Below are 25,876 nucleotides of genomic sequence, written 5' to 3' on the forward strand. Positions count from 1 at the left end.
GCCGCCGTGGCGACACGGCGGCTGTTGTCGTTTTTGGAGATCTGAGTGAGGCTTGGGGTGCGTTGAGATTCAAGGCAGGCCGAGCCGAAAATGGCGGATTTCGAGAACCGGAGCGCAGCATACATTGAAGTACGTGAGCACCGGAAGCGCAGAAGGCCGCCATTTGCAGGCCGGCCTCGCTTGAATATCAGCGCACCCTAACCGAAAATGCGCTCGCCCTGCTCGTCGACCAGCTGAATGCCTTTCTTCAGCGAGATGTCGACGGCGTCGTCGAGCCCGGCGAAACGGTCGGCGCGAATGAAGCGGTGTTCCTTGACCACGCCGTCGATCTCCTTGGAGATGACGCCGCAGGTCTGGTACTGGCCGCCATCGGACTTGTAGGGCGTCGCGGCAATGACAAAGCCCTTGTGCTCGATCTCCTTCGCCACCTTGCCCTTGCCCGATGCCTCCGGCTCGCTGGCGCCGCCACCGAAAAGACGTTTCAGAAAGGACATGGGCGACCTCCACCGGTTTTGCTGGGCATGGCGGGCTGGAACTCGCCCTCGACTTGCCAACTCAACCGTTCAGTAGCCGCCCAGACGGCAACGGGCAAGCACGGCACTTTTCGCCGGCCTGCCCGTTTTCAACAATGCCGCTGGATCGTTTAGCGCTTCACCAGCGCCTCCAGTGCCTCGGCGGCATCCTTCAGGATACTGGCGGCCTCGGCCTGCTTGTCGGCCGGCGCCTCGATGACTTCAGCCAGGGCCGCGCGCAGGCGGCGACGCAGCAGGCGCAGTTCGGGATTGCGGCGGTCGTCGCGGCCATGCCGCTCGCGGTCGTCGTCCCAGCCGAACCATTCGCGGGCCTTGGCCATCTTGGCGCCGACCCGCTCGAGATGATCGAGCGCGCGCTCCACCATGTCGCGGTTTTCGCCGAGATGCGCCGCGCCGGCCTCGGTGATGGAAAACACCTTCTTGGCGCCGTCGGCGGACGAGACGGCATAGCTGGCCTCTTCCAGGAAAGTCAGCGTCGGGTAGATCACGCCCGGGCTCGGGCTGTAGATGCCGCTGGAACGCTCTTCCAGCGCCCGGATGATGTCGTAGCCGTGGCGCGGCGCGTCGGCGAGCAGCGAAAGCACGATCAACTTGAGATCGCCGTCGCCGAACATGCGGCCGGCGCGCAGCACGTCGCCCGGTCCGCCATGGCCGCGCCGGCCGTGGCCGAATGGACCATGGCCGCCACGCCCGCCGCCGAAACGACCGGCCATATGCCAGAATGCCTGCTCGGCACGTTCGCTGAATGAATGATGTCTGTGCATTGGAAATTCCTTAAGTTATGTCTTACGATATATCTTAAGTAGGAGCATGCACGATCAGAGTCAAGATATATCTTAAGATGCATCTTACACGTCGTGAAGTGGCACTTGATCCGGATATCCGGCGTCCCAATGCAAAAAGGGCGGCTCGCGCCGCCCTTTTCTCCAAGCTTCGATGGACGCCCTCAGCGCTCGGTCAGCGCCAGTTTCGCGCCCAGCGCCACGAAGGCGGCGGCGAAGCTGCGCCTCAGCCAGGTCATCACCCGCGGGCTGCCGACGATCCGGTCGCGCACCGAAGCCGCGCACAGGCCGTAGATGGCGAAGATGATGAAGGTGGCCGCCATGAACACACCCGACAGTTCCAGCATGCGCAACAGCACATTCGGTTCCGTCGGCGCGATGAACTGCGGCAGGAAGGCGACGAAGAAGATCGACAGTTTTGGGTTGAGCAGGTTGATCAGGATGCCGTCGACCAACACCTGGCGCGCGCTGCGCGCATCGGGCTTGGCCTCGATCTTCAGCGTGCCATGTTCGCGCAGGCTCTGCCAGGCCATGTAGAGCAGATAGGCGACGCCCGCATATTTGACGATCTCGAAAGCAACCGCGCTGGCATGCAGCAGCGCCGCCAGGCCGGTCAGCGCGGCGATCAGATGCGGCACGATGCCCAGCGTACAGGCAAAGGCGGCCAGCACGCTGGCGCGCCCGCCGCGCGACAGCCCGGCGGCAAGCGTATAGACGACGCCGGTGCCCGGCGACGCGACGATGATCAAGGTGGTGATCAGGAATTCCGGCGACACTGAAATCTCCTCACATCTGCTATTCGGTTGAACCTTGCTGGCGCACCGCGCTCGGCGAAGCGCCATAGCGGCCGCGGAACTGACGGCCGAAATGCGAGCGCGAGGCATAGCCCGCAGCGCCGATGGCGGCGGTGACGTTGCCCTCGCCTTTGGCCAGGATGTCGTGGGCAAGCTGCATGCGCGTGTCGGCCAGCACCGCCCTCAGCGACGTGCCATCCTCGACAAGCCGACGCCGCAGCGTCGAGGCACCTATGCCAAGCGCGCGGCCGATCGCTTCCGCCGTCCAGCGGCGTGCCGGTTCGGAGGCGATCAGCCAGGCGACATGCTCGGCCAGCGAGACCTCGAACAGCCATGCCGCCGCCGGCACCTCGCGCAGCAGAAGCAGCACTTCGGCCAGTCTGTGTTCGGCCAGGGCGCCAGCGTGGCCGGACGCGGCCAGGACCACCGCCGCATGGGGCAGTGCGTCGGCCAATTCCTCCGTCAGCGGCACGCGTAGGTCGAGCCCGGCGGCGGGCGCCCGCAGCGGCTGGCCGAGGCGGCGCACGGATTCGGGTATGCGCGCGATCTCGACGATCAGCGATTCATAGATGCCGGTCGTTTCCGACGGCACATTGACCACGTCGAAGGCGCGTCCGTGCGGAAACACGAATACATCGCCGGCCTCGAAGCGCTGCCCGGCATCGCCCAGCCAGATTTCCTTGGAACCGCTGAGCACGATGCCGATGATCGGCTTTTCATTGATGACGCGGGCCAGCCGCTCCGACGTGAAGCAGCAATAGCTGAACAATTGCCGGCCATGCGGGTGCATGCCGGGCTGCTTGCGTGGCCGCGCCGGATCGAGCGCAAGCGGCCGCAATGCCTTCAGCAGGCGCTCGGCAAGGTTTCGACGCGGCGTGTCGTTCATAGCGAGAGCCTAGTCGACCACGCGCCGCGGCACAACGCAATTGAGCGTTTCGGGCACAGAAACCGAGCGCCTTGGGCACGAGCAGCGCGACCAAGCCTGTAAAACCCCGCAGCGATGGCGTTGCCATCGTCACCAACGCAGGACCGAAGACAATGATTTTCAAAACCTTCATGCTCGCCGCCGCATTTTCAGGCACGGCAGCGATCGCCGATGCCGCCCCGCAAATCGAACTGTGGCGCCTGGACTGCGGCCGCATCGCGGTCAACGACCTCAGCATCTTCTCAGACACCTTCGCTTATGCCGGCCAGAAGAAGACACTGACCGACAGCTGCTATCTCATTCGCCACGACGGCGATTACATGCTGTGGGACACCGGCCTGCCGGCTGCCCTGCTCGGCAAGCCGATGGCGGCCGACCAAGCGCTGGCGCCGACGCTCGATCGCACCCTGCCGGACCAGCTGAGGCAAATCGGCGTCCAGCCGGAGGCCATCGCCCGGGTCGGCATCAGCCACTATCATTTCGATCATCTTGGCCAGGCCGCCGATTTCCCGAAGGCACGCCTGATGATCGGCAAGGCCGACTTCGAAGCGCTGAAGACCAACCCGCCGCCCTTCGGCGCCATGCCGGACCTTGCGGCGCCGTGGCTGAGCGGCGGCGCCCCGGTGGACGCGGTCGAAGGCGACAAGGATGTCTTCGGCGATGGCTCCATCGTCATGCTGTCCGCTCCCGGCCACACGCCCGGCAGCCACGCATTGCTGGTGCGGCTGGCCAAGAATGGGCCGGTGCTGCTCACCGGCGACGTCGCTCATTTCGAGAAGCAGTTCGAAACCGGTGGCGTGCCGCCCTTCAACACCGACCGCGCCGACAGCCTCGCCTCGATGGCGCGGCTGCAGTCGATGGCCAAAACCCTCGGCGCCACCCTCGTCGTCCAGCACGACGCGGACGACATCGCCAAACTGGCGGCCTTCCCGGCCAGCGCGAAATAGGCAAGGCGAAAAGCGAAACCCGGCCAATGAGTTGGCCGGGTTTCCAGAATCAAACGCGCAGCGTGTTGAATCAGTTTGTCAGCCGGGATGCCGGCTGCCGCGCTGCCACCCGGCGCGGATGGCCCGCCATACGGTGCACGACACCGCTTCCCATCATCGCCAAACTGCCGCACAGTTGTCCTTGGGTCCGGGCTGTCACTGTCCACGCGTTTTGACGAAACCCTTCCTTGCGCGCTCCGCCCATCGCCATCGAACCGGTAGCCCTTGCCGCGAGCGCTGGCCGCGGCTTCGGCCGTGCGCCGGCAATTGCGGTGCCACCGGATCGCGCCGACCTGCCGCTCGGTGTCGGCGCGTCCTTCCTCCTGCATCTCCTGTTGCTGACGGTACTCGCCTTGTTGCCGACGCCGCCTGCGCTCAAGCCATTGCCGATCGAAAGTATCAAAGTCGATTTCGTGCCGCCGCCGCCTGGACCCGCGCCAGCGAGCGAGCCTGTTCCGGCCGCAAAATCCGAGACGGCACCCAACGCGCCAGCGCAGCAACCGGCTATCCCCACCCCGCCGCCGGCGCCCGCCCCGCAACCGATGATCTGGGTCGAAAAATTCTATTCCGCCCGTGTGCTTGCCGATCCCCGCAGCCGCGGCGCGCGCCGCGCCTTGCCGCTTCTGGCGCCACAGGAACGCATCATCCAGCTCTGTGACATCGAGGCACTCGCGCAGGTGCGCCAGCAGCGGGCCGATTTCCAACCCGATCTCGTCGTCCCCTATGCCATGGCCGAGGTGAAACTTGCCGGCGGGGCGATGGAAGCCAAGGGCGGCGCGGTGCGCAGCAAGCGCCATTGGTACGAACTGAAATTCAATTGCACCGTCGCGCCGGATCTCAAGACCGTCGTCGCCTTCGAATTCCTGCTCGGCAAGGAGATCCCGCGCGACCAGTGGGCAAGCCACGACCTGACACTCGACGACGGGCCGGCCGATTGAACCAACGGGACGGATTGCCTCACGTACGTCGAGACCAGGCATCAAGCTCTTGAAACGCTGGACTAAATTCCATCCACAGCTGGCCGCGGGAATTTCCGGAATAAACTAGACTCTTTTAATCAAGTATCCTATCCGAACAATCGTTCAATCGGAATCCCAAACGTTCATCATGACATTTCCAAAGCTTTTCGCAGCGGCGCTGATCACCGGCACCGCCCTCTCCAGTCATGCCCTCGCGCAGGTGCAGCAGCCGATCCTCCAGTTCGACGGCAATCTCGCCTATGGCCGGGGCAGCGGCGGCATCGGTCTTTTCGTGCCCTTCCTGTTCGACGGCGGCGCCAACGGCGCTTTCTTCGATGCCAGCGGCTCCTTCGTCGAAGGCTCCGCCCGCCAGGGCTCGTTCGGTCTCGGCTTCCGCCATCGCGCGGCCAACGACTGGGTCTATGGCGCCTATGGTTATTTCGACACCTTCAACAGCGACCATGGCCACAGCTTCAACCAGCTCTCCTTTGGCGCCGAGGCGCTCGGCCCGCTCTATGAGGCGCGCGCCAATGTCTATCTGCCGCTGACCGACGAAAAGGCTATCGCAAGTCTCAGCCGCGCCTTCATCGCCGGCGACGAGCTGAAATTCCGCGCCGGCGGCGAAATCGCCCGCGGCGGCTTCGATGCCGAGGCCGGCCTGCGCCTGCCGGTGTTTCCGCAAGACATTGCGGCGCAGATAAAGGTGTTCGGCGGCACCTACTGGTATGACGGCAAGGGCGCCATCGACGATACGCTCGGCGTCAGGGCGCGCGCGGAATTGAGCTTTGCCGGCCTGCCCGGCGTTTCCGGTTCCACTCTGGCGCTCGGCGCCTCCGTCTCCTACGATAAGGAAGACCGCACGGAGTTTGCCCTCACCGCCCGCCTGCGCGTGCCGCTCGGCGGTTCGAGCCGCACCGGCCAGGCGGCCTTCGACCCGATGTTCCAGCAGGTCGAGCGCGCTGATTTCCTCCGCACCTATGCCGGCGCCACCGGAGCGGTCGAGACGGCCGAATTCGTCGCCAACGGCCGCACGATCGGCAAGGTGGTCGCCGTCTCCGCCGCCACCGGCGATGCCAGGGCCATCAATGCAGCGCTCGCCGCCGCCGGCGGCAATGCGCTGGTTCTGGCCAGCGGCGACATCGCGCTCGGCCAGACGATGCAGCTCGGCACCGGGCAATATATGCTCGGCGGTGGCGGCGTCATCGGCGTGCGCGGCACGACCAGCCGCTTCGAGGCCGCCTTCCGCAATGACGGCGCGGCAACGCGCCTGGCCGGCAGCAACCCGCTCGCCAATGTCGTCGCCATGGCCTCCGGCGCCACCATCGAGCATCTGGCGATCAGCGGCGGCCTTGCCGGCATCGCCAGCAACGGCGCCACCGGCATCACCGTTCGCGACGTCGAGATCAGCCGCACGGCCGGCGACGGCATCCGCCTCGACAATGTCAGCGGCGCGCTGATCGAAAAGACCAAAATCCGCGATCTCACCATCTGCAACAGCAACACCGATTGCGAATTCGCCGTCGGCGATCCCAACCGCGCGCCCTATGCCGCCATCAGCGCGCTCGGCACCAGCGGGCTCACCATACGCGACACCGTCATCGACAGCGTCACCTACGGCATCTTCGCCGGCAGCCGCATCGACGACAGCGGTTGGCCGCCCGTCATCACCCATGCCGCCACCGGCATCAAGCTCGACAACGTCGCCATCTCCAAGTCGCGGCGCGAGGGCGTGTTGCTGGTCGCCGCCAACGACGTCGCCATGAACAAGGTCACCGTCGACAATTCCGCGCAGGGGCTCGACATGGATCTGGTCGTTTTGCAGGGCACCTCCAACGTCGCCATCACCGATATGACGCTGAAGGGCGGCATCAACGGCCTGATGCTGGTCACCGCCTCGACCTTGCCGGAGGAGGCAAGGACCACCAATGTCCGCGTCAACGGGCTGACGGTCGACGACACCCGCAATGCCGGCATCTTCCTCAACCCGGTCTCCGACATCCATTTCAGGGATGTGACGATCACCAATGCCGGCACCTACGGCGCCTTCATCTATGGCAGCGACTGGGATTTCCTCGGCGGTCCGGTCAAGAACGTCACCTTCGACAAGCTGCGCGTCGAAAACGCCGCCAAGGCCGGCCTCTATTTCATGGGTCCGGCGGTCGATATCGGCGGCGACGTGACGGTCAAGGGCACGCCGCGCAACTGCCTGGTGTCGAGCTTCGGTTCCTACGTCAACGGCTCGCTCACCCAGCCACCCGGAACCGCGCTCACGCTCAACGGACGCGAACTCAACGGCGGCAACTTCAAGGCCAATTGCCTCTGACCCATCGGCCCTCGCACCATCCCTGCGGCGAGGGCCGCAAGGCACGATCCCGGCGCCGGCTAGAGCGCCGCGCCTCCATTCGGACACGCAAAGGACGCTCTAACATTTTAAATTCGCGCGTCGGGATCGCGCTTTTCTCCGTTGCGGTCAGCGTTTCGGCGGCACGCACTTCTTGTCGCGGAACAGTGCCCATTCCTCGCACACGCTGCCATTGGGCAGGTAGCAATAGCCGGTCTGGTTGCCGGCGGCGTCTTTCTTGATCTTCAAGCGCCCGCCAAGCTTGCCACAGTGGACGGAAGCCGGATTGGCCAGGGTGGTCGTCTTTGGCATTGTGCCCGCTGCAACCGGCCCCGTCATGCCGGGCACCAGAACAGCCAGACAGGCAAGCGTCCTCGCAATGTAGTTCATGTCCGCCTCTCTTTCCGATCGGCGGCCACTATAGCACCGGCGCAGAAAAAAGCCCGGGACGATGCCCGGGCTTGATCTTCTTAGCTGTCGAGGAAGCTTCTGAGCTTGCGCGACCGGCTCGGGTGCTTGAGCTTGCGCAGCGCCTTGGCCTCGATCTGGCGGATACGTTCGCGTGTCACCGAGAACTGCTGGCCGACTTCTTCCAGCGTGTGGTCGGTGTTCATGCCGATGCCGAAGCGCATCCGCAGCACGCGCTCCTCGCGTGGCGTCAGCGAAGCCAGCACGCGCGTCGTCGTCTCGCGCAGGTTCGCCTGGATCGCGGCGTCGATCGGCAGGATCGCGCCCTTGTCCTCGATGAAATCGCCGAGGTGCGAATCCTCCTCGTCGCCGACCGGCGTTTCGAGCGAGATCGGCTCCTTGGCGATCTTCAGCACCTTGCGCACCTTTTCCAGCGGCATGGCGAGCTTTTCGGCCAGTTCTTCCGGCGTCGGCTCGCGGCCGATCTCGTGCAGCATCTGGCGCGAGGTGCGCACGATCTTGTTGATCGTCTCGATCATGTGCACCGGAATACGGATCGTGCGGGCCTGGTCGGCGATCGAACGGGTGATCGCCTGCCTGATCCACCACGTGGCGTAGGTGGAGAACTTGTAGCCACGGCGGTATTCGAATTTGTCGACCGCCTTCATCAGGCCGATATTGCCTTCCTGGATCAGATCCAGGAACTGCAGGCCGCGATTGGTGTATTTCTTGGCGATGGAGATGACGAGGCGCAGATTGGCCTCGACCATTTCCTTCTTGGCGATCGCCGCTTCGCGCTCGCCCTTCTGCACCTGGTTGACGATCTTGCGGAATTCCAGGATCGAGATCGCCGTCTCGGTGGCGAGGTTCTGGATTTCGGCGCGCAGGTCGCCGATGGCGTCCTTCTCGTTCTTGGTGAATTCCTTCCAGCCGCGCGTCGTCAGATTGGCGATCGAACGGGTCCAGTTCGGGTCGAGTTCCGAACCCTGGTATTCGCGCAGGAACTCCTCGCGGCGCACGCCATAGCTTTCGGCCAGGCGCAACAGCTTGCCTTCATTCTGCACCAGGCGCTTGTTGATGTCGTAGAGCTGCTCGACCAGCGCCTCGATGCGGGCGGTGTTGAGCGACAGCGACTTCACCGCCGTGATCAGCTGGTCCTTCAGCTCCTTCAGCCGGCGGTCCTGGCTCGGCGAAAGCGTGCCGGCGGCGGCGAGACGGTTCTCGACCTGCTGGTCCTGCAGCTTGCGCAGCTTCTTGTAGGTGTCGGCGATGACGTCGAGCGTCTCCATCACCTGCGGACGCAGCTCGGCTTCCATCGCCGCCAGCGACAGGCTCGCCTCGTCCTCGTCTTCCTCGTCCTCTTCGAGGCCGCGGGTATCGCCGCCGACATTGGTGATGTCGTCTTCGTCGTCGCCGCGGCGGCGCCCTGCCTTGGGCTCGTCCTTCGGCTTGTTGTCTTCCTCGATGCGCTCCACCACCGGTGCCTGCTTGCCCTCGGGGCCGGCATAGGTGGCTTCGAGATCGATGATCTCGCGCAGCAGGATCTTGGCTTCGTTGAGTTCGTCGCGCCAGATGATGATGGCCTGGAAGGTCAGCGGGCTTTCGCAAAGGCCCGCGATCATCGTCTCGCGGCCGGCCTCGATGCGCTTGGCGATGGCGATTTCGCCCTCGCGCGACAATAGCTCCACCGAACCCATCTCGCGCAGATACATGCGCACCGGATCGTCGGTACGGTCGGTCGGCTCTTTCTTGGTCGGGGTGGCGGCAACGGCCGTGCCGGTCTGTTCGGCAAGCTCGTTGGCATCTTCCTCGGCATCGCCTTCGGCGGCCTCGGCTTCTTCGCCCTGCTCGTCGTCCTCGACCACGTTGATGCCCATGTCGGAAAGCATGGCCATCGTGTCTTCGATCTGCTCGGAGGTCACTTCCTCCGAAGGCAGCACCGAATTCAGTTCGTCCATGGTGACGTAGCCGCGCTTCTTGGCGGCCTTGATCATCTTCTTGACAGCATCATCGGAGAGGTCGAGCAGCGGGCCATCGGTCGTGCCCTCGCGTTCGGTTTCGACCTCTTCCTTTTCCTTAGTCGCCATTCTAAGTCTTCTCCAGGCGGCCTCTCTAGGGACCGCATCGCTGCTGAACCGGGCAAATCAGTTGCGTTCGCTTAACTCACGCGCCTGCCAAGCCAGTACCTGCATCTCACTTAAGTCCAGATTAACCCTGATATCTGTGGCGGGATCCCCTTCCCGTCCAGTGCATAGGTCGTTATTTCCCGCCAATGCCGGGCATGGGTTAACGTTTCGAATCGTTCTGATTCCGTCATTCTGCCAGAAGGTCAAGCGCCTCTCGCATGATTCGCCTTAAAAAAGCGAATCAAATAGCCCCTTCTGCGTCTTTGGTTCACGCTCGACCGGCCCTGCCGGAGGAAACGCCGAACCCTTCGATCAAAGCTTCCGTGGCCTGCACGTCGCGAAACTGCGCCTGGATTTCGACCAGGTGCCGGTAATTCTCTTCCGTTGGATCGCTGGCAAGTGCGGCCTCGGCCTGCTTCAGCTCCCTATGTAAGGTGCGTTGGCTGCGGTGCAAGTGCAGCACCTGGTTGAAAGCGTCGCGGGCATCCTCGATCGCGGCGTTCTCCAGCGCCGGCCACTGCCGCGTGCGACGAATCAGCGCCACCGCGCGCTCCCACACATCCGCGCAGCCTGTACGCTCGATCATGGCGATGATGGCCACGCGATCGTTGGCCTGTTCGTGAGCCAGCGCATCGAGCAGCGCGGCGTGCAGCCGGCGCAGATCGCTGTTGGCGAGGTCGAGGAATTCGACATGCTCGAAATTCTCGTCGATCAGCGCCGGATGGTTGACGAGCGCCACCACCACCGTTGCCTCGCGCACCGACATCAGCTCGCCAGTGCGCTTGACGATCGCCGAACGGCCGAGGCTTTCGGTGATCGGACTGCGCCCTTGAGCCTGGCCGCCGCGTGACCATTGGCCACCCTGCTTGTCGCCGCCCTGCCTGCCTCCACCTTTTCCGCGTTCGCCCTGGCGCTGTGGCCTGGCGCGCTGGCCGAAGAAGGTCAGGACGCGCTCGCGCATGTCTTGCTGGTAGTGATAGCGCACGCTTTCGTCGCGGATGCGGCTGGTGATCTCGCGCAGCGTCTTTTCCAGTTCCGCCCGCCGCTCGGGCGTCTCGAACACCCCGCCCGCTGTCTCGCGCATCCAGATCAGCTCGGCCAGCGGCCGCGCTTCGGCCAGCACCGCGCGGAAGGCGTCCGGACCGTCGGCCTTGACCAGATCGTCGGGGTCCTTGCCCTCGGGCAGCAGCGCAAAGCGCGCCGTGCGGCCAGCCTGGATCGAAGGCAGGATGAGATCGGCCGCCCGCCACGCCGCCTTCAGGCCGGCGGCGTCGCCGTCGAAGCACAGCATCGGTTCGCCCGACAGGCGCCACAGAAGTTCCATCTGATTTTCGGTCAGCGCGGTGCCCAGCGGCGCCACGGCGTTCTCGAAGCCGGCCTGCGCCAGCGCGATGACGTCCATATAGCCTTCGACGGCGATGACCGTGCCGCCGCGCGCCACCGCCTTGCGGGCACGGGCGAAATTGTAGAGCACATTGCCCTTGTGGAAGAGTTCGGTCTCGGGCGAGTTCAGATATTTGGCCGAGACATCGGCCGACATGGCGCGCCCGCCGAAAGCGATGATCTTGCCGCGCGAATCCGGGATCGGGAACATGATGCGGTCGCGGAACCGGTCATAGGAGACCGGGATATCGTCGCCGAACACCACCAGGCCGCAGGCTTCGATCTGCGCCTTGTCGACCCCTTTGGAGGCCAGGAATTCCTTCAGCGCGTTGCGGCTGTCGGGCGCATAGCCCAGCCGGAAGCTCTGCTGCGTCGCCGGCGTCAGCCCGCGGTCGCGCAAATAGGCGCGCGCCTTGGCCCCTTCCGAGCCTTGCAGCCGCTCCTGGAAAAAGGCAGTCGCCATTTCCATGACGTCGGTCAGGCTGGCGCGCTGCCTGTCGCGTCGCTCCGCCTGCTCGTCGCGCGCCGGCATCGGCACGCCGGCCATGTCGGCGACGCGTTCGACCGCCTCTGGAAAGCTCAGGCCGTCGAGTTCGGTCAGGAAACGGAAATGATCGCCCGAAACGCCGCAGCCGAAGCAATGGTAGCGGCCCTTCTTGTCCTCGCAGTGGAACGACGGCGATTTTTCACCATGAAACGGGCAGCACGCCCAAAAATCGCCGCGCGGCGCGTTGGTCTTCTTCCTGTCCCACGACACGCGCATGCCGATCAGCGAGGAGATCGGAACGCGGTCTCGTATCTCGTCGAGAAAGGTTGGCGGGAAGCGCATGGGCGGAAGCTCGTTTGTCTTTGATATAGTCGCTGGCGCTGCGCCAGACGACCCCCAATGCGCGGCATACCCGGTTTTCACAGGCCGTTCCCGTCTCGACGAGGAAAAGGCGCCCCCCCCGGGCCGCCTTTTTGCTCTCTAAGACGATGGCGCCTTAGCGCCCGGCGATGGCGCCTGCGATCAGGCCGGTGGCAATGCCGACCAGCAGATAGTCGCTGCCGACGCGGATCCACTGCTGGCCGGGGCCGGGGCGGCGCAGGCCGTAGCGGTGATATTCCTTGATGCCCTGGTAGCGGCGCCAGTCGCCGTAACGCTGACCGGCCTTCCAGCGCGGCTCGCGCACCACTTCCTTGCGGATGATCACGCGCTTTTCGACGGTGCGCCGGTCGTAGCGCCGGTCATAACGATCGTCATAACGGCGATCCTTGCGAATCGGCTCCTGCCACTGGACCTGGGTGACGTCGGAGCGTGGCGCGGCTGGCACCGCCACCGGCGCGGCGAAACCCTGCAATGTCGACACCGCCAGCATCGAAACCGCCATCGCGGAAAGAATAAGACGTTTCATGATTGTGTTTCCTCGTTTGTTCACACGAGAGAATTAGGGTTCGCAACATGAACTCAAACTGAATGTCGAAATTACAATTATGTAATGAAACCAAGGCATTGATCCAGGCGTCCGAAATCGGACGGAATCCCGCGGGATTTCACGGCAGGCGTGCACCCGCCCCGCTTTCATGTCCAAATCCGACACAAGCCGCCGTTTGTCGAAGCGCGCCGAAGTCAACAGGAAATTATTATCCGGCTAATGTAAAACCCGACAGTTGGGCCTATATGTAAGCCTTATGATCCGCGCCTTTTCACATCGAGCCGACACCGCTTCGGCCCCATCGATCAAATGGCCGCCTGCAAATGCCCGCGGGCCGTTCCGTGGCGCGCGCGCCATGCTGGGAAGCCACCGTTGAGCGGCTCGGTCGTGCTCCTGCATCTGGCCGGCGCGGTGGCGCTGATGCTGTTTGCCACCCGCATGGTCAAGACCGGCGTCGAGCGCGCCTATGGCGACGTGCTGCGGCTGAAACTGCGCGGCACCATGCAGAACCCGATCCTGGCGGTGCTTGCGGGAACCGCGCTCGCCATCGCCTTGCAGAGCTCCACCGCCGTCACGCTCCTGGTCGGCTCCTTCGCCGGCGCCGGCATCGTCTCGGGCATGGCCGGCCAACTCGCCGTGCGCGGCGCCGAGATCGGCTCGGCGCTGGTCGTCAAGCTGCTCACCTTCGATCTGTCGCTGATCGTGCCGATCTGCCTGATCACCGGCACCGTCATGTTCATGGCCACCGAGCGGCGCGACTGGCGCCAGGTCGGCCGCATCCTGATCGGCGTCGGCCTGCTGCTTCTGTCGCTGGGGATGATCGGCCAAGCCTCCGAACCGCTGCGCGAAAGCCAGCTGCTGCCGGTCATCATCGACTATTTCAAGGGCGACCCCGTCACCGCCTATCTTCTGGCGGCACTCGCCACCTGGCTGTTCCAGTCCTCGATCGCCGCCGTGCTGTTGATGACGACGCTGGCCGGACGCGGTTTCATCCCGCCGGAACTCGGCATCGTCCTGGTGCTGGGCGTCAATCTCGGCTCCTCCATCATCGCGCCGCTGCTCACCCGCAATGCCGAGCCAGGCGTGCGTGTCGTGCCGGTTGGCAATCTTTTGATGCGCGGCCTCGGTTCGCTGGTCATGCTGACGCTGTTCCTCGGCTTCAAGCCGCCGATCGCCTTCCTCGGCTCGACCGTGCCGGACCAGATCGTCAACGCGCATATCCTGTTCAACATCATTATCCTGCTGGCCGGCCTGCCGCTGGCCGGCCTCGTCTACCGCGCCTCGGAAAAGATCGTTGCACTGGGCGCCAAGCCGCAGCCGGCCGAAGCCTTCCAGGTGACGGAGCTTTCGGCGCTGAACGAGGCGGCGCTCAACGTGCCGTCCCAGGCGCTGGCCAACGCCACGCGCGAAGTGGTACGGGTGTGCGAGACCGTCGAGATCATGCTGAAGCGTGTCATCGACCTCTATGAACAGGCCGACGAGGACAAGATCCGGGCGCTCGCCGCGCTCGACGACCGCGTCGACCAGAAACACGCCGCCATCAAGCTCTACCTCGCCAAGGTCACCAAGAATTCGCTGACCGAGGACGAGGCGCTGCGCTGCCAGGAATTGATCGGCGCCTGCGTCAAGCTGGAGCAGGTCGGCGACATCATCGTGCGCAACATGTTGCCGCTGGTGCGCAAAAAGATGGAGCGCGGCCTGGAGTTCACGCCGGAAGGCTGGCGCGAATTGACTGCCTTCCACGCCTCGGTGCTTGCCAATGCGCGGCTTGCCTTCAACGTGCTGATCTCCAGCGACGCCGAGACCGCCCGTCAGATCGTCGAAGAGAAGGACCGGCTGCGCGACCGCGAGAAAGAAACCAGCCGCGCCCATTTCGAGCGCCTGCGCGACGGTTCGCCCAATTCCATCGAGACCAGCTCCATCCATCTCGACACCATCCGCGACCTGAAGCAGATCAACTCGCTGCTCGCCTCCATGACCTATCCGGTGCTGGAGAAGCGCGGCCTGCTCAGCGATTCCCGCCTCAAGGCGATGTAACGCAAGGTTGCGGCGCCGCCCTTCGTCACGCTAGCTTGGCTCGATCCTCGGGAGGAGACGGGATTGGACACGCATTCACGCAGTTTCGCCAAGGCCATCTCTTGGCGCGTTACCGGCACCATCGACACGATCGTGCTGTCCTTGATCATCACCCGCAGCATCAAGCTCGCCGCAACCATCGGGCTCACCGAAGTGGTGACGAAATCGATCCTTTATTACCTGCACGAGCGGGCCTGGCTACGCATTCCTTATGGCCGCAAACCTGGCACGGCGCCCGAAGCGGTGCCGTAAGGGCGATCGCCGCCATCAAGAAAATCTAAAGTCCGATCCATAATTTATCGATTGCCCGGCGGCACGTGCCGTGATCTGTGGCCAATCCCATAGCGCTTCCGGTCCGCCTTATGCCTCTTCCCCTGATCGCCCTTTTCCTGGCCGCTTTTGCCTTCGGCACGACGGAATTCGTCATTGCCGGCGTGCTGCCGCAGGTGGCCGAGGGGCTCGGCGTCTCGGTGCCGAGCGCCGGCTATCTGGTTTCCGGCTACGCTTTGGGCATCGCCATCGGCGGCCCGCTGTTGACGCTGGCGACATCGAAAGTATCGCGCAAGGCGCTGCTCATCGCGCTGGCCATCGCCTTCACCGTCGGCCAGGTCGCCTGCGCCGTCGCCCCCGATTTCCTGTCCATGCTGGCGCTGCGCGTCGCGGTCGCCGTGGCGCACGGCGCCTATTTCGGCGTCGCCATGGTGGTTGCGGTCAGCCTCGTGCGCCCCGAACAGCGCGGCATGGCGATCGCGCTGGTCCTGTCCGGCCTCACCGTCTCCAACATCATCGGCGTGCCGGTCGGCACGGCAATCGGCAATCTGTGGGGCTGGCGCGCCACCTTCTGGGTGATGAGCATTCTGGGCGTCGTCTCGCTTTTGGCGATAGCCGCCCTTTTGCCGCGCACCACCGGCGCCTCGACCAAGTCGGCCGGCCTGGCGCGCGAGGTGCGCGCATTGGGACGCCAGCAGGTGTGGACCTCGCTCATCCTGATGCTGATGCTGATGATGGGCCAGATGACGCTCTACACCTACATCACGCCCTTCCTTGAGGAGGTCACCGGTCTCAGCAAGGCGCAAGTGCCATGGGTGTTGCTGCTCAACGGCGTCGGCGCCACGATAGGCGTCTTCGTCGGCGGACGGCTGGCCGACTGGAAGCTGATGCCCTCGATCATCACCCTGTTCGCCCTGCAGGCGGTGATGCTTGCCGTCATCTACGCGGTCAGCCCGAACCCACTGCCGATGGTGGTCGCGATCACGCTGTGGGGCGCGCTCAACTTCGCCATCGGCGCACCGATCCAGGCCCGCATCCTGTCGTGGACGGCGGATGCCTCCAACCTTGCCTCGTCCTTGATCCCCTCGGGCTTCAATGTCGGCATCGCCCTCGCCTCCTCCGTCGGTGCCGTGATGCTGAGTGCCGGTTACGGCTACCGCGCGCTGCCGGTGCTGGGCGCCGCCGCCATGGTGGTCGGCGTTGCCGTGGCCTTGATCTCCTACACCGCCGAGCGCCGCAGCGGCATCAGGCCGCCTTTGCCTGCAGGCGCCGCGGAATAAGGCCGGACAGGCCCCGCCTGCATTACCAGACGAGCGGAACCAGCCGGTAGCGCACGCGGCGGCTGTAGTCGTCATAGTTCGCGAATTGGCGCCGCAGCACCGTTTCCTCGCGCACGCTGCGCCAGGCCAGCGCGATGCCGAGCACCGCCGTGCCCCACAGGCCGCTCCACGAGCCGAACAGCAGCGGCATGCCGAGGAACAGCAGCAACGCGCTCGCATACATGGGATGGCGCACCAGCGCATAGGGGCCGGTGTCGATCACCGTCTGCCCTTCCTGGATCTTCACCACCGGCGCGGCAAAGGTGTTGGCATTGAAGGTCCAGAAGGTGCCGGCATAATTGGCCACGATCAGCAGCCCGCCCACCGCCTGCAGCCAAAGCGGCACGGCGGTAAAATCCCGGCGCGCGGCGTCCCACGGCATGAAGGCGAACCAGACGAGAAACGCCAGGATGAACAGCGAAAGCCAGATCCTGTCCCACCTTTCCTGATGTTTCTGGATGGGCGGGCTCATGCGCTCGCGCAGCAATTGCGGGCTGCGGCGCGACAGCCACGCGACCATGACGACACCGCCGCCGCCGAACAGCACGATCATCGCCCAGCCGCCCGGATAGGCAAGCGTTCCGGCGGCGAGGAAAGTGACCACCGCGAGGAACAGGGTCCAGAGCGTCAACTGCAGATAATAGCCGAGCATGGTCCGCCCGCTTTTTTCGTCCAGCGTCATCTCACCACCTCATTGCCTCGAGCCGTCGCCGCGTGGCGCGGCAATACGAAAGGGCCGATGACACGGGCAAACGCCCGCGTACGCGCTTCAGCTACGGGTGGGCCGGACATGGGATGCCTCCAGGGATACCGTACCGTCGCGGGGAAAGGCTGCGCCGCGGGCCGGATTGCCGTGAACCGGCCGAACCGGTATAAATTTTCAGCAAATCAAGTATATTCGGAAAATATCGAATATGTCAATTATGGACGCGGATCAGCAACGCTTCATCGACGACATCGCCCGGCTTTTCGTGCCCTGGGGCGTGCCGCTGACGGCTGCGCGTCTCTACGGCTATCTGCTCCTGATGCCGGACGCCGTCGATCTCGACCGCATTTCGGCCGATCTCGAAATCAGCAAGAGCAGCGCCAGCGTCGCCGCGCGCCTCCTGGAACAATACACCCTCGCCCGCCGCCGCAGCATTCGCGGCACCAAGCGCATCCTCTACGAGGTTTCTGAAAACTACGAGGAGATGCTCGGCCAGCAGAACCGGCTCCTCGAAGCGCTGGCCAATCAGCTGCTGAAGGGCGCAGAGGCCAGTCCTTCCGACAAGATCAAGGCGCGGCTGAAGGATATGGCGAGGGTCAACCTCGCCGCGCGCGACGCCATGGACGAGATGTTGCGCGCCATGAGCGCCAAGCGTCGGAACGGCAACGCCTAATTCAATTCGAACAGCGGCAACCGCGACAGTCGGCGAGGCGATGGCCAACGCCTCCAATCGCCTCTCCATGAGCTTTGCGAAACAGGACTGGGCCGCCTCCGATCCGCCATATTCGAAAAACAAATCGGCGGCCGACGCACCGCGTTCCGCTGCTTCGCCGATCGCGGAGCGGCCCTTTGCAATCCCTTGGCCGTTCCGGCCACCTGAACAGAGAGGTAGCAGCATGACAGCACCACGCGCCAGGCGCCGGCGGGCTGATGCCGGCTTCTTCGGGAACGGCGCTGCCGTTTCTTCTCTGTTTGATATGGGCGACCTCGCCACGAGGCGCCCTGATTGGATTGCACATTCATGCAAAAACTCGAGCGAAAGGCCTTTGCGGCCGCTCAACCCCTTCTGAAAGACCTTGCCGCCATCCATGTCGCGGTCGTCGCGGCACTGGAGGGCGTTACCGACGCCGAATTGTGGGTGGACGACAGGACAGCGCCGACCATCGCGCTGCTGAGCGCCGGCGACGGCTATTTCCTGGCCGGCACGCCCGACCGGCGCCGCTTCAGCGCCTTGAAGCGACGCATTCCGGCCTGGGCCTATCTGTTCGCGGAAGAGCCGTGGACGGACCTCCTCGGCGAAGTCTGGGCCAACCCCTTCGCGCGGCCGCATCCCAGGGTGCGCATGGGCCTTGCGTCCGGCTCATCCCCGCTCCCCGCCACGCCGCCGCTGCCCGACGGCTTCAGTCTCAGGCGGATCAGCCGTTCGCTGCTCGACACCGTGCCCGGCGCCGCAGATGCGCTGGACGGCATCGGCCAGTGGCGCTCCAAAAAGCGCTTCCTGGACGAGGGTGTCGGCTTCTGCGTGCTGCATGACGGCAAGGTGGTCAGCCATTGCCTGTCCGACAGCGTCGCCGCCAGCCGCTGCGAACTCGGCGTCGGCACTGAGCCCGATTACCGCCGTCTCGGCCTCGGCCGGGCGGCGGCGGCAGCCGCGGTCGCGGAATGCCTACGCCGCGGCATCGCTGACATCGAATGGCATTCGCACGCCTCCAACCGGGGCTCGCTTGCCGTCGCGCGCCAGATCGGACTGGTCGAGCTCGACCGTCACGTTGCCTATAGCGGCAGCTTGCCGGCCGAGAATGTCGGCGACCTCGATCGTGACACCTGCCTCGACTGGGCCCGTCATGTGGAAGCGGCCGCCGAAACGATCGGCTGGTACAACTTCCATGCCGCCGGCGCCTGGGCTCTCCTCGGCGACCGGACGCGCGCCCTTGCCAGCCTTGAACGGCTTGTCGACGGCGGCTGGGATGGCGAGGCCGAATGGCTGGAGGACTATTGGGCGCTGCAGGGTCTGACCGGCGATGCCGCCTTCAAGGCCATCGTCGAGAGACAGCGCGCGGCCGAGACCGACTGACCGCTCATGACAAGGGATACCGCGCCTGAACGGGCGCGGTATCCCGACCGCTCCGCCATCGAACATGCCCCTTCGCATTGCAATGCAGGCGCAATGAAGCTGTCCCAATACGCGGCCGACAACCGACGAACGGGACACTGAGAAGAGCGATGACCGAGACGGAAAAGACAATTACCCAGGGCAGGCTTGGCGCCGCCGCCGCGATCCTCTTCGGCTTCGCCCTGGTATCCCTGTGCGGCCCCGGCGGCTCCGAGGCTGCCGAACAGCCCGCCGCCCGCACCGTCGCCATCACCTTCGATGACCTGCCGCATGCCAATGCAGCCGATCCCGAGGCACCGGTGCCGCCGACGCTCGACGCCGTCCGGCAGGCAAACCGCGACATTCTCGGCGCGCTGAAGGCGCACAATACCCCGGCCACCGGCTTCGTCGTTGAAAAACGCGTCGAGGAGATCGGCCCGCTTGGCCAGGAAATCCTGAAGGAATGGGTCGACGCCAATCTCGACCTTGGCAACCACACTTTTTCCCATGCCGACAGCAACGCGCTCGACCTGGCCGCGATCGAGAAGGAAATCGTCGATGGCGAACGCAGCATCGGCCCCTTCCTGTTCCGGTCGGCCGCTCGGAAGCCGCGTTTCCTGCGCTTCCCCTACAACCACCTCGGCAACACGCCCGAGAAGCAGGAGGCGATTGCCGCACTCGCTGCCAAACACGGCTACACCCTTGCCGCCTCGACCATCGACACGTCGGACTATCTGTTCGACCGCGCCTATGAAAAGGCGCTCGCCGCCAAGGACAAGGCGACGACCGAACGTATCGTCGCCGCCTATCTCGACCACACTCGGGAACAGATCGTCTATTATGCTAACCTCAACCGCCAGGTGCTGGGCTACGAGCCGCCGGCGATCATGCTCCTGCATGTCAATCGCCTGAATGCCGTCACCCTCGACCGCATCCTCACCCTCTTCGAAGAGGCCGGATACGGCTTCACCACGCTGGAGGCGGCGCAGGCCGACCCCGCCTACCAAAAGCCGCTGACAGCCGCGACCAAATTCGGCCCGATGTGGGGTTACCGCTGGGCCAGGGACAACACCATCAAGATCGACGGCAGCACCGAGAAGGAACCGCCGGAGTGGATCGTCAAACAGGGCGGATAGGTGGGCCTCAGCTTCCGCCGAGTTCCGCCAGCCGTGCCTCGAGGAACCGTCGCTCGGCCGGTTGCCGCGCCAGTTCCAGCGCGCGCCGATAGGAGGCGCGCGCTGCCTCCGTTTGTCCGAGCCGGCGTTGCATGTCGGCCCGCGCCGCATGCGCCAGATGATAGCTGTCGAGACCGCCCTGGCGAAGCGCTGCCTCCACCGCCGCCAGGCCTGCCGCCGGCCCGTCGCGTTTGCCGATAGCGGTGGCTCGGTTTAGCGCGGCCACCGGCGAAGGGTCGACGCGCAGCAGCGTGTCATAGAGCCCGACGATCAGCGCCCAGTCGGTCTCATCGACGCTCGGCGCGCCGGCGTGGACCGACGCGATCGCCGCCTGCAGCAGATAAGGCCCTGCCCTGCGCATGGCGAAGGCGCGCTCGATCAGGCCGAAGGCTTCGGCGATCAGGCTTTTGTCCCACAACAAACGATCCTGATTTTCCAGCAGCACCAGGTCGCCGGTGGCGTCGACACGCGCGGCGCGCCGGGATTCGTGCAGCAGCATCAGCGCCAGCAGCCCGAGCGGCTCCGGCTCGTCGAGCAGGCCCACCACCAGCCGGCCGAGCCGGATCGCCTCGGCCGAAAGATCGGTCCTGGTCAGCTCCGGCCCCTCGGTCGCGGCATACCCTTCGTTGAAGACGAGGTAGACCACCTTGAGCACGCTTTCGGTGCGCGCCGGCAGTTCGGCGCGGCCGGGCACTTCATAGGGGATCGCCTCGTCGCGGATCTTCGCCTTCGCCCGCACGATGCGTTGCGCGATCGTCGGTGCCGGCGCCAGATAGGCGCGCGCGATCTCTTCCGTCGTCAGCCCGCCCACCTCGCGCAGCGTCAGCGCGATGCGCGCGTCCGGCGCCAGCGCCTGGTGGCAGCAGGTGAAGATCAGCCGCAACTCGTCGTCGTGGATTTCCTCCGGCAACACGGTCTCGACCGTGGCGTCGGCCAGCGCGGTCAGGTCCGGCATGGCAGCGGCGAGCCTTGCCTGCCGGCGCCAGCGGTCGATGGTCCTGAAGCGCCCGGTCGAAACCAGCCAGGAATAGGGATTGGCCGGCACGCCCTCGACCGGCCAGCGTTGCGCAGCAGTGGCGAAGGCCTCGTGCAAGGCCTCCTCCGCCGCTTCGAACCCGCCAAGCAGGCGGATCAGCGTCGCCAGCACGCGCCGCTTCTCGCCGCGATAGGCCGCCTCCACGGCGGCGCGTGCGTTGGCGTCGGTCACCGCAGGCTCAAAGGTCGGCTAGCGTGGGAATTGGCGACGAGAAATCGACCGTCGGCCGCACTTCGATGGCGCCGATGCGCGCCAGCGGATGGGTGCTGGCCACCCTGGCCGCCTCGTCGAGGTCGCGGGCGTCGATGACGATGATGCCGCCCAGCATCTCGCGGGTTTCCATGAACGGCCCGTCGGTGGACGACATCTTGCCGTCGCGCACCTGCACGGTCATCGCGCTCGACGGCAGTTCCAGCGCCTCGCCGGTGACGAAATGGCCGCTTTCCTTGAGCTTCTCGTCATGGTTGGCGCATTCGCCAAGGGCCGCATTGGATTCGGCGCTACCGTCGAACAGCTTCCTGGCATCGTAATAGATCAGGCAGATATAGCGCACGGGTCATCTCCTTCAGGTGCGTTGTTGACGCCCATTGTCGAACCCCGTCGCCTGGATTCGACATCGCCCGAAAAATTTTCTCGGAAAAAATTCCGGCCGGCCCGCGCAGTCGAAGAAGCCTAGCCCAACAGCCCCTTCACCAACCCGCTGGCCTTGCCGAAATCCATCTGCCCGGCGAATTTTTCGCGCAAGCCGGCCATCACCTTGCCCATGTCCTTGACCCCGGCGGCACCGGTCTCGGCGATCACGGCGCGGATCGCCGCCTCGGTCGCCGCCGCATCCATCTGCGTCGGCATGAAATCGCGGATGATGACGATCTCGGCGCGCTCATTGGCTGCGAGTTCCGGTCGGTTGCCATCCTCGAAGGCCTTGGCCGATTCCTCGCGCTGCTTCACCATCTTGGCCAGCAGCTGCAGGATTTCGTCGTCGCTGGCCGCGTCCTTGCCAGTGCCGCGATTGGCGATGTCGCGGTCCTTGATCGCGGCCTGGATCAGCCTCAGCGTGGTCAGCCGCGACTTGTCGCCGGCCTTCATGGCTGCCTTGACCTCTTCGGTGACCTTCTCGCGCATCGTCCTGCTCCTTGGTTTTGACCTGATAAATGGCATTTCGGCCGAAATCACAAGCTTGCGGCACAAATCCCGCCTTCGCCCGGCCCGCAACGATTGACCCTGCCCGCCCCTTCACTTATGGGAGGGCCTTGCAACCAAACTGGTTACATGGATTGGCGCGGGCAGGATTGCCCGGCGCTTTTTGGCGCGCAATCTATTGCCGGCTTGGTTACATCTTGTCCGCCTCTTGATGGAGAGCCGCCATGGCCACGACTGCCCCCTGGACCACCGAAAAGCCGACCGCCCTTCTGGTGCTGGCAGATGGCACGGTCATCGAAGGGCGCGGCCTCGGCGCCACCGGCTCGGCCGTCGCCGAAGTCTGCTTCAACACCGCGCTCACCGGCTACGAGGAAATCCTCACCGACCCGTCCTATGCCGGCCAGATCGTCACCTTCACCTTCCCGCATATCGGCAATATCGGCACCAATGACGAGGACATCGAGGACCTCAACCCGGCCGCGCGCGCAGGCGCCGTCGGCGCCATCTTCAAGGCCGATGTCACCGACCCTTCCAGCTACCGCGCCGCCGGTCATCTCGACCAGTGGCTGAAGCGGCGCGGCATCGTCGCGCTGTCGGGCATCGACACCCGCGCACTCACTGCGCTGATCCGCGAGAAGGGCATGCCCAATGCCGTCATCGCCCATGCGCCGGACGGTGAGTTCGACGTCGCCGACCTGAAGCGTCGCGCCGCCGAATGGACCGGCCTGCTCGGCCTCGACCTCGCCAAGGAAGTCACCTCCGGCCAGTCGTCGGTGTGGAAGGAAACACCGTGGGCCTGGGGCGCGGGCTATGGCGAACAGGCCGAGCCCACCATGCATGTGGTCGCCGTCGACTATGGCGTGAAGCGCAACATCCTGCGCCTGCTCGCCGGCCTCGGCGCCAAGGTCACCGTGGTGCCGGCCAAGACCGGTGCCGACGAGATCCTGGCGATGAAGCCGGACGGCATCTTCCTCTCCAACGGTCCCGGCGATCCTGCCGCCACCGGCGAATACGCCGTGCCGGTCATCAAGGACCTGCTCAAGACCGACATCCCGGTGTTCGGCATCTGCCTCGGCCATCAGATGCTGGCGCTGGCGCTCGGCGGCAAGACCGAGAAGATGCATCAGGGCCACCACGGCGCCAACCACCCGGTCAAGGACCACACCACCGGCAAGGTCGAGATCGTGTCGATGAACCACGGCTTCGCGGTCGACTCCAAGTCGCTGCCGGAAGGCGTTGAAGAGACTCACATTTCGCTGTTCGACGGCTCGAACTGCGGCATCACGCTGAAGGGCCGCCCGGTGTTCTCCGTGCAGCACCATCCGGAAGCCTCGCCCGGCCCGCAGGATTCGCACTACCTGTTCCGCCGCTTCGCCAACCTCATTCGCGCCAACAAGGGCGAGCCGGCACTGGCCGAGCGCTGAACAGCCCGCGCTAACTGATGACGCAATGAAAAAAGGCCCCGTATCGCGGGGCCTTTTGTTTGCCGGGTGCACCGGTTCTCAATGTCGCGTCGCGGTCACTTCGGCGCCGGCGCGCTGAGGAAGGCGTTGGCGGCAGCGGCCACCTGCTGCGCCTTCGCCGGATAAGCGAACACGCCCATATGGGTGGTGCCGGGCAGCACCAGCATCTGCGCCCTGGACGGTCCGTTGACGTCGCCATTGGCATGGCCGCCAAGCGCCGCGTGCATCTCGGCCAGATGACCGAGCGTGACGATATCGGCATCGCCGGCGATCAGCAATGTCGGCGCCTTCACCGCCTTGAGTTCGGCCGTCAGATCGAACGGCTTCAGCTCGAGCTGCTTGATCTTGGCGACCAGTCCGGGGAAGTCCGGCTTCGGCGACAGCTTCTGGTATTCGCCGACGATCGGCGTACCGGCAAACATATCGGCCGAAAGATGCTGCACCATCTCCTTGTGGCCGGCGGCGAGGCCCTTGTCGCTGGCGGCGGCAGACACCACCACCAGCCGTTCGACACGATCGGGATGACGCAGCGCCATCTGCAGAGCGACATTGCCGCCCATCGAATAGCCCAGCACCGAGGCCTTCTCGACACCAAGCTTGTCGAGCAGGCGGGTGACGTCGTCGGCCATCGCCTCGTGGCTGAGCGCACCGTCGCGATCGGCGGTGCGCCCATGGCCCTGCAACTCCACCGCGATCACCTTGTTGGTTTTGGCAAGCTCGGCAAGGCTGCCCGCCCAGTTGGTCTCGATGGTCATGAAGGCGCCATGCAGCAGCACCAGCGGCGGCCCCTCGCCCCGGATCTGGTGATGCAGTTCGATCGGCTGCGGTGCCGGTGCCTCCTGCGCGGAGGCAGGTGCGAGGGTGGAAAAAAGCGCGAGCAAGGCCGCGCCCGCGATGGATAGCGGTTTCATGGGATGTTCCTGTGTTTTTGGGGGATCAGCGGTCCCCAACCGGACCGTATGCGGCCGGTTGGGTACGCTAGAGGTTCGGAAAGTGCCGGCCCGAAGGCCGACCAGAGGTCCGGCAGCCTGAAATCAGGCGGCCAGTAATCAGGCGGCTACCAGTTCGCCGAGCAGTTCTTCGAGCTGGTCCATGGTGGCCTGCGCGCCGGCTTCCATGCCCGAGGCGACCATGCCGTCGCGGTCCTCGATGCTCTCGAAGCGCGAAATGCCGGTGTAGTGGGTCTTGCCGTCGACCTCCTCGAGGCGATGGGTTTCAATCACCGGCCTGTCCTCGAACATGCCTTCCAGCGCGAAGGTGTTGACCAGCTTGCCCGGCTCGTCGACTTCCAGATATTTGCCGAAGAAGATGAAGATCGAGCCGTCATGCATGGTGTGCTCGAAGCGCCATTCGCCACCGGTACGGGGATCGAGCTTGATCACCTTGGTGGTGCCCATGGCGCGTGAACCCCACCAGCGGGCGACATGTTCGGGCTGGGTCCAGGCCCGCCACACCAGCGCGCGCGGCGCGTCGAAGGTGCGGGTCATGCGGACGATTGGCTCACCCTCGGGGGCCTCGACGTGCATCTTGTTCATTTCGGTTTCCCTATGCTTTTCTGGAATGTCACTGCTTGTTGGTGTCGTCGCCGCGCTGCATCTCGGCGAGATAGGCGTCGAGCTGGTCGAGATTGTCCCGCCACAGGTCCCGGTAGGCTGCCACCCAGCCGTCCAGATCCTTGAGCGGTCCGGCCTGGAGCTTGCAGTAGCGGTATTGGGCGTCCTTCTCGCGGCTGATCAGTCCGGCCGTCTCCAACACCTTGATATGCTTGGAAACCGCCGCCAGGCTCATCTGGTGCGGCGCCGCGAGCTCGCCGACGCTTGTCTGCCCCTGGGCGAGACGCGCCAGGATGGCGCGCCGCGTCGGATCGGCCAGGGCGGCGAAGGTGAGCGAGAGAGGGTCCGTTGCCATTCATTCAACCTTTCAGTTGTTAACCTATTAGTTGAATAT

Annotated in this window: 25 protein-coding genes; 10 read left to right on the top strand and 15 right to left on the bottom strand. The window is 64.9% G+C overall.

Features of this window, described 5'->3' with window-relative positions; all coding sequences use genetic code 11:
* Positions 1-197: 197 nt before the first annotated feature.
* The 4 genes from QFZ88_RS06245 to QFZ88_RS06260 all read right to left on the bottom strand — a co-directional run bounded on the left by QFZ88_RS06245 (position 198) and on the right by QFZ88_RS06260 (position 2,995).
* Positions 198-494 carry an HlyU family transcriptional regulator gene (locus QFZ88_RS06245; protein ID WP_024923658.1) on the bottom strand — a complete coding sequence of 99 codons (297 nt, stop codon included), beginning with the start codon at positions 492-494 and terminating at the stop codon, positions 198-200.
* Between the two features lie 149 nt (positions 495-643).
* The gene (locus QFZ88_RS06250) at positions 644-1,297 is read right to left on the bottom strand and encodes a PadR family transcriptional regulator (protein WP_024923659.1); all 654 of its coding nucleotides are present in this window, start codon (positions 1,295-1,297) and stop codon (positions 644-646) included.
* 182 nt (positions 1,298-1,479) lie between these two features.
* Entirely contained in the window at positions 1,480-2,091 is a 612-nt protein-coding gene (locus tag QFZ88_RS06255) for a LysE family translocator (RefSeq protein ID WP_024923660.1), read from the bottom strand.
* A 19-nt stretch (positions 2,092-2,110) separates the two neighbouring features.
* On the bottom strand, positions 2,111-2,995 hold the full coding sequence (locus tag QFZ88_RS06260) for a helix-turn-helix transcriptional regulator (protein WP_024923661.1): 885 nt from the start codon (positions 2,993-2,995) through the stop codon (positions 2,111-2,113).
* Between the two features lie 152 nt (positions 2,996-3,147).
* Between QFZ88_RS06260 and QFZ88_RS06265 the strand changes: the two genes are divergently transcribed.
* The 3 genes from QFZ88_RS06265 (at position 3,148) to QFZ88_RS06275 (ending at position 7,302) form a co-directional block, all read left to right on the top strand.
* Complete coding sequence (locus tag QFZ88_RS06265; protein WP_024923662.1) at positions 3,148-3,981, top strand: N-acyl homoserine lactonase family protein; 834 nt, start codon at positions 3,148-3,150, stop codon at positions 3,979-3,981.
* A 227-nt stretch (positions 3,982-4,208) separates the two neighbouring features.
* Positions 4,209-4,958: a DUF930 domain-containing protein gene (locus QFZ88_RS06270; RefSeq protein WP_051504760.1), complete on the top strand. Its 750-nt coding sequence runs from the start codon at positions 4,209-4,211 to the stop codon at positions 4,956-4,958.
* A gap of 169 nt (positions 4,959-5,127) precedes the next feature.
* A complete protein-coding gene (locus tag QFZ88_RS06275) occupies positions 5,128-7,302 on the top strand; it encodes an inverse autotransporter beta-barrel domain-containing protein (RefSeq protein ID WP_024923664.1) in 2,175 nt (724 codons plus the stop codon).
* A gap of 147 nt (positions 7,303-7,449) precedes the next feature.
* Here QFZ88_RS06275 and QFZ88_RS06280 read toward each other — a convergent pair whose 3' ends face one another.
* The 4 genes from QFZ88_RS06280 to QFZ88_RS06295 form a co-directional block, all read right to left on the bottom strand.
* Entirely contained in the window at positions 7,450-7,710 is a 261-nt protein-coding gene (locus QFZ88_RS06280) for a DUF333 domain-containing protein (protein ID WP_024923665.1), read from the bottom strand.
* Between the two features lie 80 nt (positions 7,711-7,790).
* Positions 7,791-9,815 (bottom strand): RNA polymerase sigma factor RpoD, encoded by a 2,025-nt coding sequence (gene rpoD / locus QFZ88_RS06285; RefSeq protein ID WP_024923666.1) that lies wholly within the window; start codon positions 9,813-9,815, stop codon positions 7,791-7,793.
* 307 nt (positions 9,816-10,122) lie between these two features.
* The gene (gene dnaG / locus QFZ88_RS06290; protein ID WP_024923667.1) at positions 10,123-12,066 is read right to left on the bottom strand and encodes a DNA primase; all 1,944 of its coding nucleotides are present in this window, start codon (positions 12,064-12,066) and stop codon (positions 10,123-10,125) included.
* A gap of 154 nt (positions 12,067-12,220) precedes the next feature.
* The gene (locus tag QFZ88_RS06295; protein WP_024923668.1) at positions 12,221-12,631 is read right to left on the bottom strand and encodes an RcnB family protein; all 411 of its coding nucleotides are present in this window, start codon (positions 12,629-12,631) and stop codon (positions 12,221-12,223) included.
* 393 nt (positions 12,632-13,024) lie between these two features.
* Between QFZ88_RS06295 and QFZ88_RS06300 the strand changes: the two genes are divergently transcribed.
* From QFZ88_RS06300 to QFZ88_RS06310, 3 genes are all read left to right on the top strand, one after another.
* Positions 13,025-14,689 (top strand): Na/Pi cotransporter family protein, encoded by a 1,665-nt coding sequence (locus QFZ88_RS06300; protein ID WP_024923669.1) that lies wholly within the window; start codon positions 13,025-13,027, stop codon positions 14,687-14,689.
* A gap of 63 nt (positions 14,690-14,752) precedes the next feature.
* The gene (locus QFZ88_RS06305) at positions 14,753-14,980 is read left to right on the top strand and encodes a DUF2061 domain-containing protein (RefSeq protein ID WP_024923670.1); all 228 of its coding nucleotides are present in this window, start codon (positions 14,753-14,755) and stop codon (positions 14,978-14,980) included.
* Positions 14,981-15,090: 110 nt separating this feature from the next.
* Positions 15,091-16,278 (top strand): MFS transporter, encoded by a 1,188-nt coding sequence (locus QFZ88_RS06310; RefSeq protein WP_024923671.1) that lies wholly within the window; start codon positions 15,091-15,093, stop codon positions 16,276-16,278.
* A 22-nt stretch (positions 16,279-16,300) separates the two neighbouring features.
* Here the strand turns inward: QFZ88_RS06310 and QFZ88_RS06315 are convergent, their stop codons facing one another.
* A complete protein-coding gene (locus tag QFZ88_RS06315) occupies positions 16,301-16,999 on the bottom strand; it encodes a methyltransferase family protein (protein WP_244431122.1) in 699 nt (232 codons plus the stop codon).
* Between the two features lie 232 nt (positions 17,000-17,231).
* Between QFZ88_RS06315 and QFZ88_RS06320 the strand changes: the two genes are divergently transcribed.
* The 3 genes from QFZ88_RS06320 (at position 17,232) to QFZ88_RS06330 (ending at position 20,251) form a co-directional block, all read left to right on the top strand.
* Positions 17,232-17,696, top strand: a complete 465-nt coding sequence (locus QFZ88_RS06320; protein ID WP_036254285.1) for a GbsR/MarR family transcriptional regulator — start codon at positions 17,232-17,234, stop codon at positions 17,694-17,696.
* Positions 17,697-18,044: 348 nt separating this feature from the next.
* Positions 18,045-19,097: a GNAT family N-acetyltransferase gene (locus QFZ88_RS06325; RefSeq protein ID WP_024923674.1), complete on the top strand. Its 1,053-nt coding sequence runs from the start codon at positions 18,045-18,047 to the stop codon at positions 19,095-19,097.
* A 149-nt stretch (positions 19,098-19,246) separates the two neighbouring features.
* Positions 19,247-20,251, top strand: a complete 1,005-nt coding sequence (locus tag QFZ88_RS06330; protein ID WP_024923675.1) for a polysaccharide deacetylase family protein — start codon at positions 19,247-19,249, stop codon at positions 20,249-20,251.
* A 7-nt stretch (positions 20,252-20,258) separates the two neighbouring features.
* Here the strand turns inward: QFZ88_RS06330 and QFZ88_RS06335 are convergent, their stop codons facing one another.
* From QFZ88_RS06335 to QFZ88_RS06345, 3 genes are all read right to left on the bottom strand, one after another.
* Positions 20,259-21,497 (bottom strand): RNA polymerase sigma factor, encoded by a 1,239-nt coding sequence (locus QFZ88_RS06335; RefSeq protein WP_024923676.1) that lies wholly within the window; start codon positions 21,495-21,497, stop codon positions 20,259-20,261.
* A 7-nt stretch (positions 21,498-21,504) separates the two neighbouring features.
* On the bottom strand, positions 21,505-21,879 hold the full coding sequence (locus QFZ88_RS06340; RefSeq protein WP_024923677.1) for a YciI family protein: 375 nt from the start codon (positions 21,877-21,879) through the stop codon (positions 21,505-21,507).
* 119 nt (positions 21,880-21,998) lie between these two features.
* The gene (locus QFZ88_RS06345) at positions 21,999-22,448 is read right to left on the bottom strand and encodes a GatB/YqeY domain-containing protein (RefSeq protein ID WP_024923678.1); all 450 of its coding nucleotides are present in this window, start codon (positions 22,446-22,448) and stop codon (positions 21,999-22,001) included.
* A gap of 242 nt (positions 22,449-22,690) precedes the next feature.
* Between QFZ88_RS06345 and carA the strand changes: the two genes are divergently transcribed.
* Complete coding sequence (gene carA / locus QFZ88_RS06350) at positions 22,691-23,890, top strand: glutamine-hydrolyzing carbamoyl-phosphate synthase small subunit (protein WP_024923679.1); 1,200 nt, start codon at positions 22,691-22,693, stop codon at positions 23,888-23,890.
* A gap of 95 nt (positions 23,891-23,985) precedes the next feature.
* Here carA and QFZ88_RS06355 read toward each other — a convergent pair whose 3' ends face one another.
* From QFZ88_RS06355 to QFZ88_RS06365, 3 genes are all read right to left on the bottom strand, one after another.
* Positions 23,986-24,840, bottom strand: coding sequence for an alpha/beta fold hydrolase (locus tag QFZ88_RS06355; protein WP_024923680.1), 855 nt, complete (start codon positions 24,838-24,840; stop codon positions 23,986-23,988).
* Positions 24,841-24,978: 138 nt separating this feature from the next.
* Positions 24,979-25,464, bottom strand: a complete 486-nt coding sequence (locus QFZ88_RS06360) for an SRPBCC family protein (RefSeq protein ID WP_024923681.1) — start codon at positions 25,462-25,464, stop codon at positions 24,979-24,981.
* 28 nt (positions 25,465-25,492) lie between these two features.
* Positions 25,493-25,837 (bottom strand): ArsR/SmtB family transcription factor, encoded by a 345-nt coding sequence (locus QFZ88_RS06365; protein WP_024923682.1) that lies wholly within the window; start codon positions 25,835-25,837, stop codon positions 25,493-25,495.
* Between the last annotated feature and the right edge of the window lie 39 nt (positions 25,838-25,876).

Origin of the sequence: Mesorhizobium sp. YL-MeA3-2017, assembly GCF_030814575.1 — a bacterium.
Lineage (GTDB): Bacteria > Pseudomonadota > Alphaproteobacteria > Rhizobiales > Rhizobiaceae > Mesorhizobium > Mesorhizobium terrae.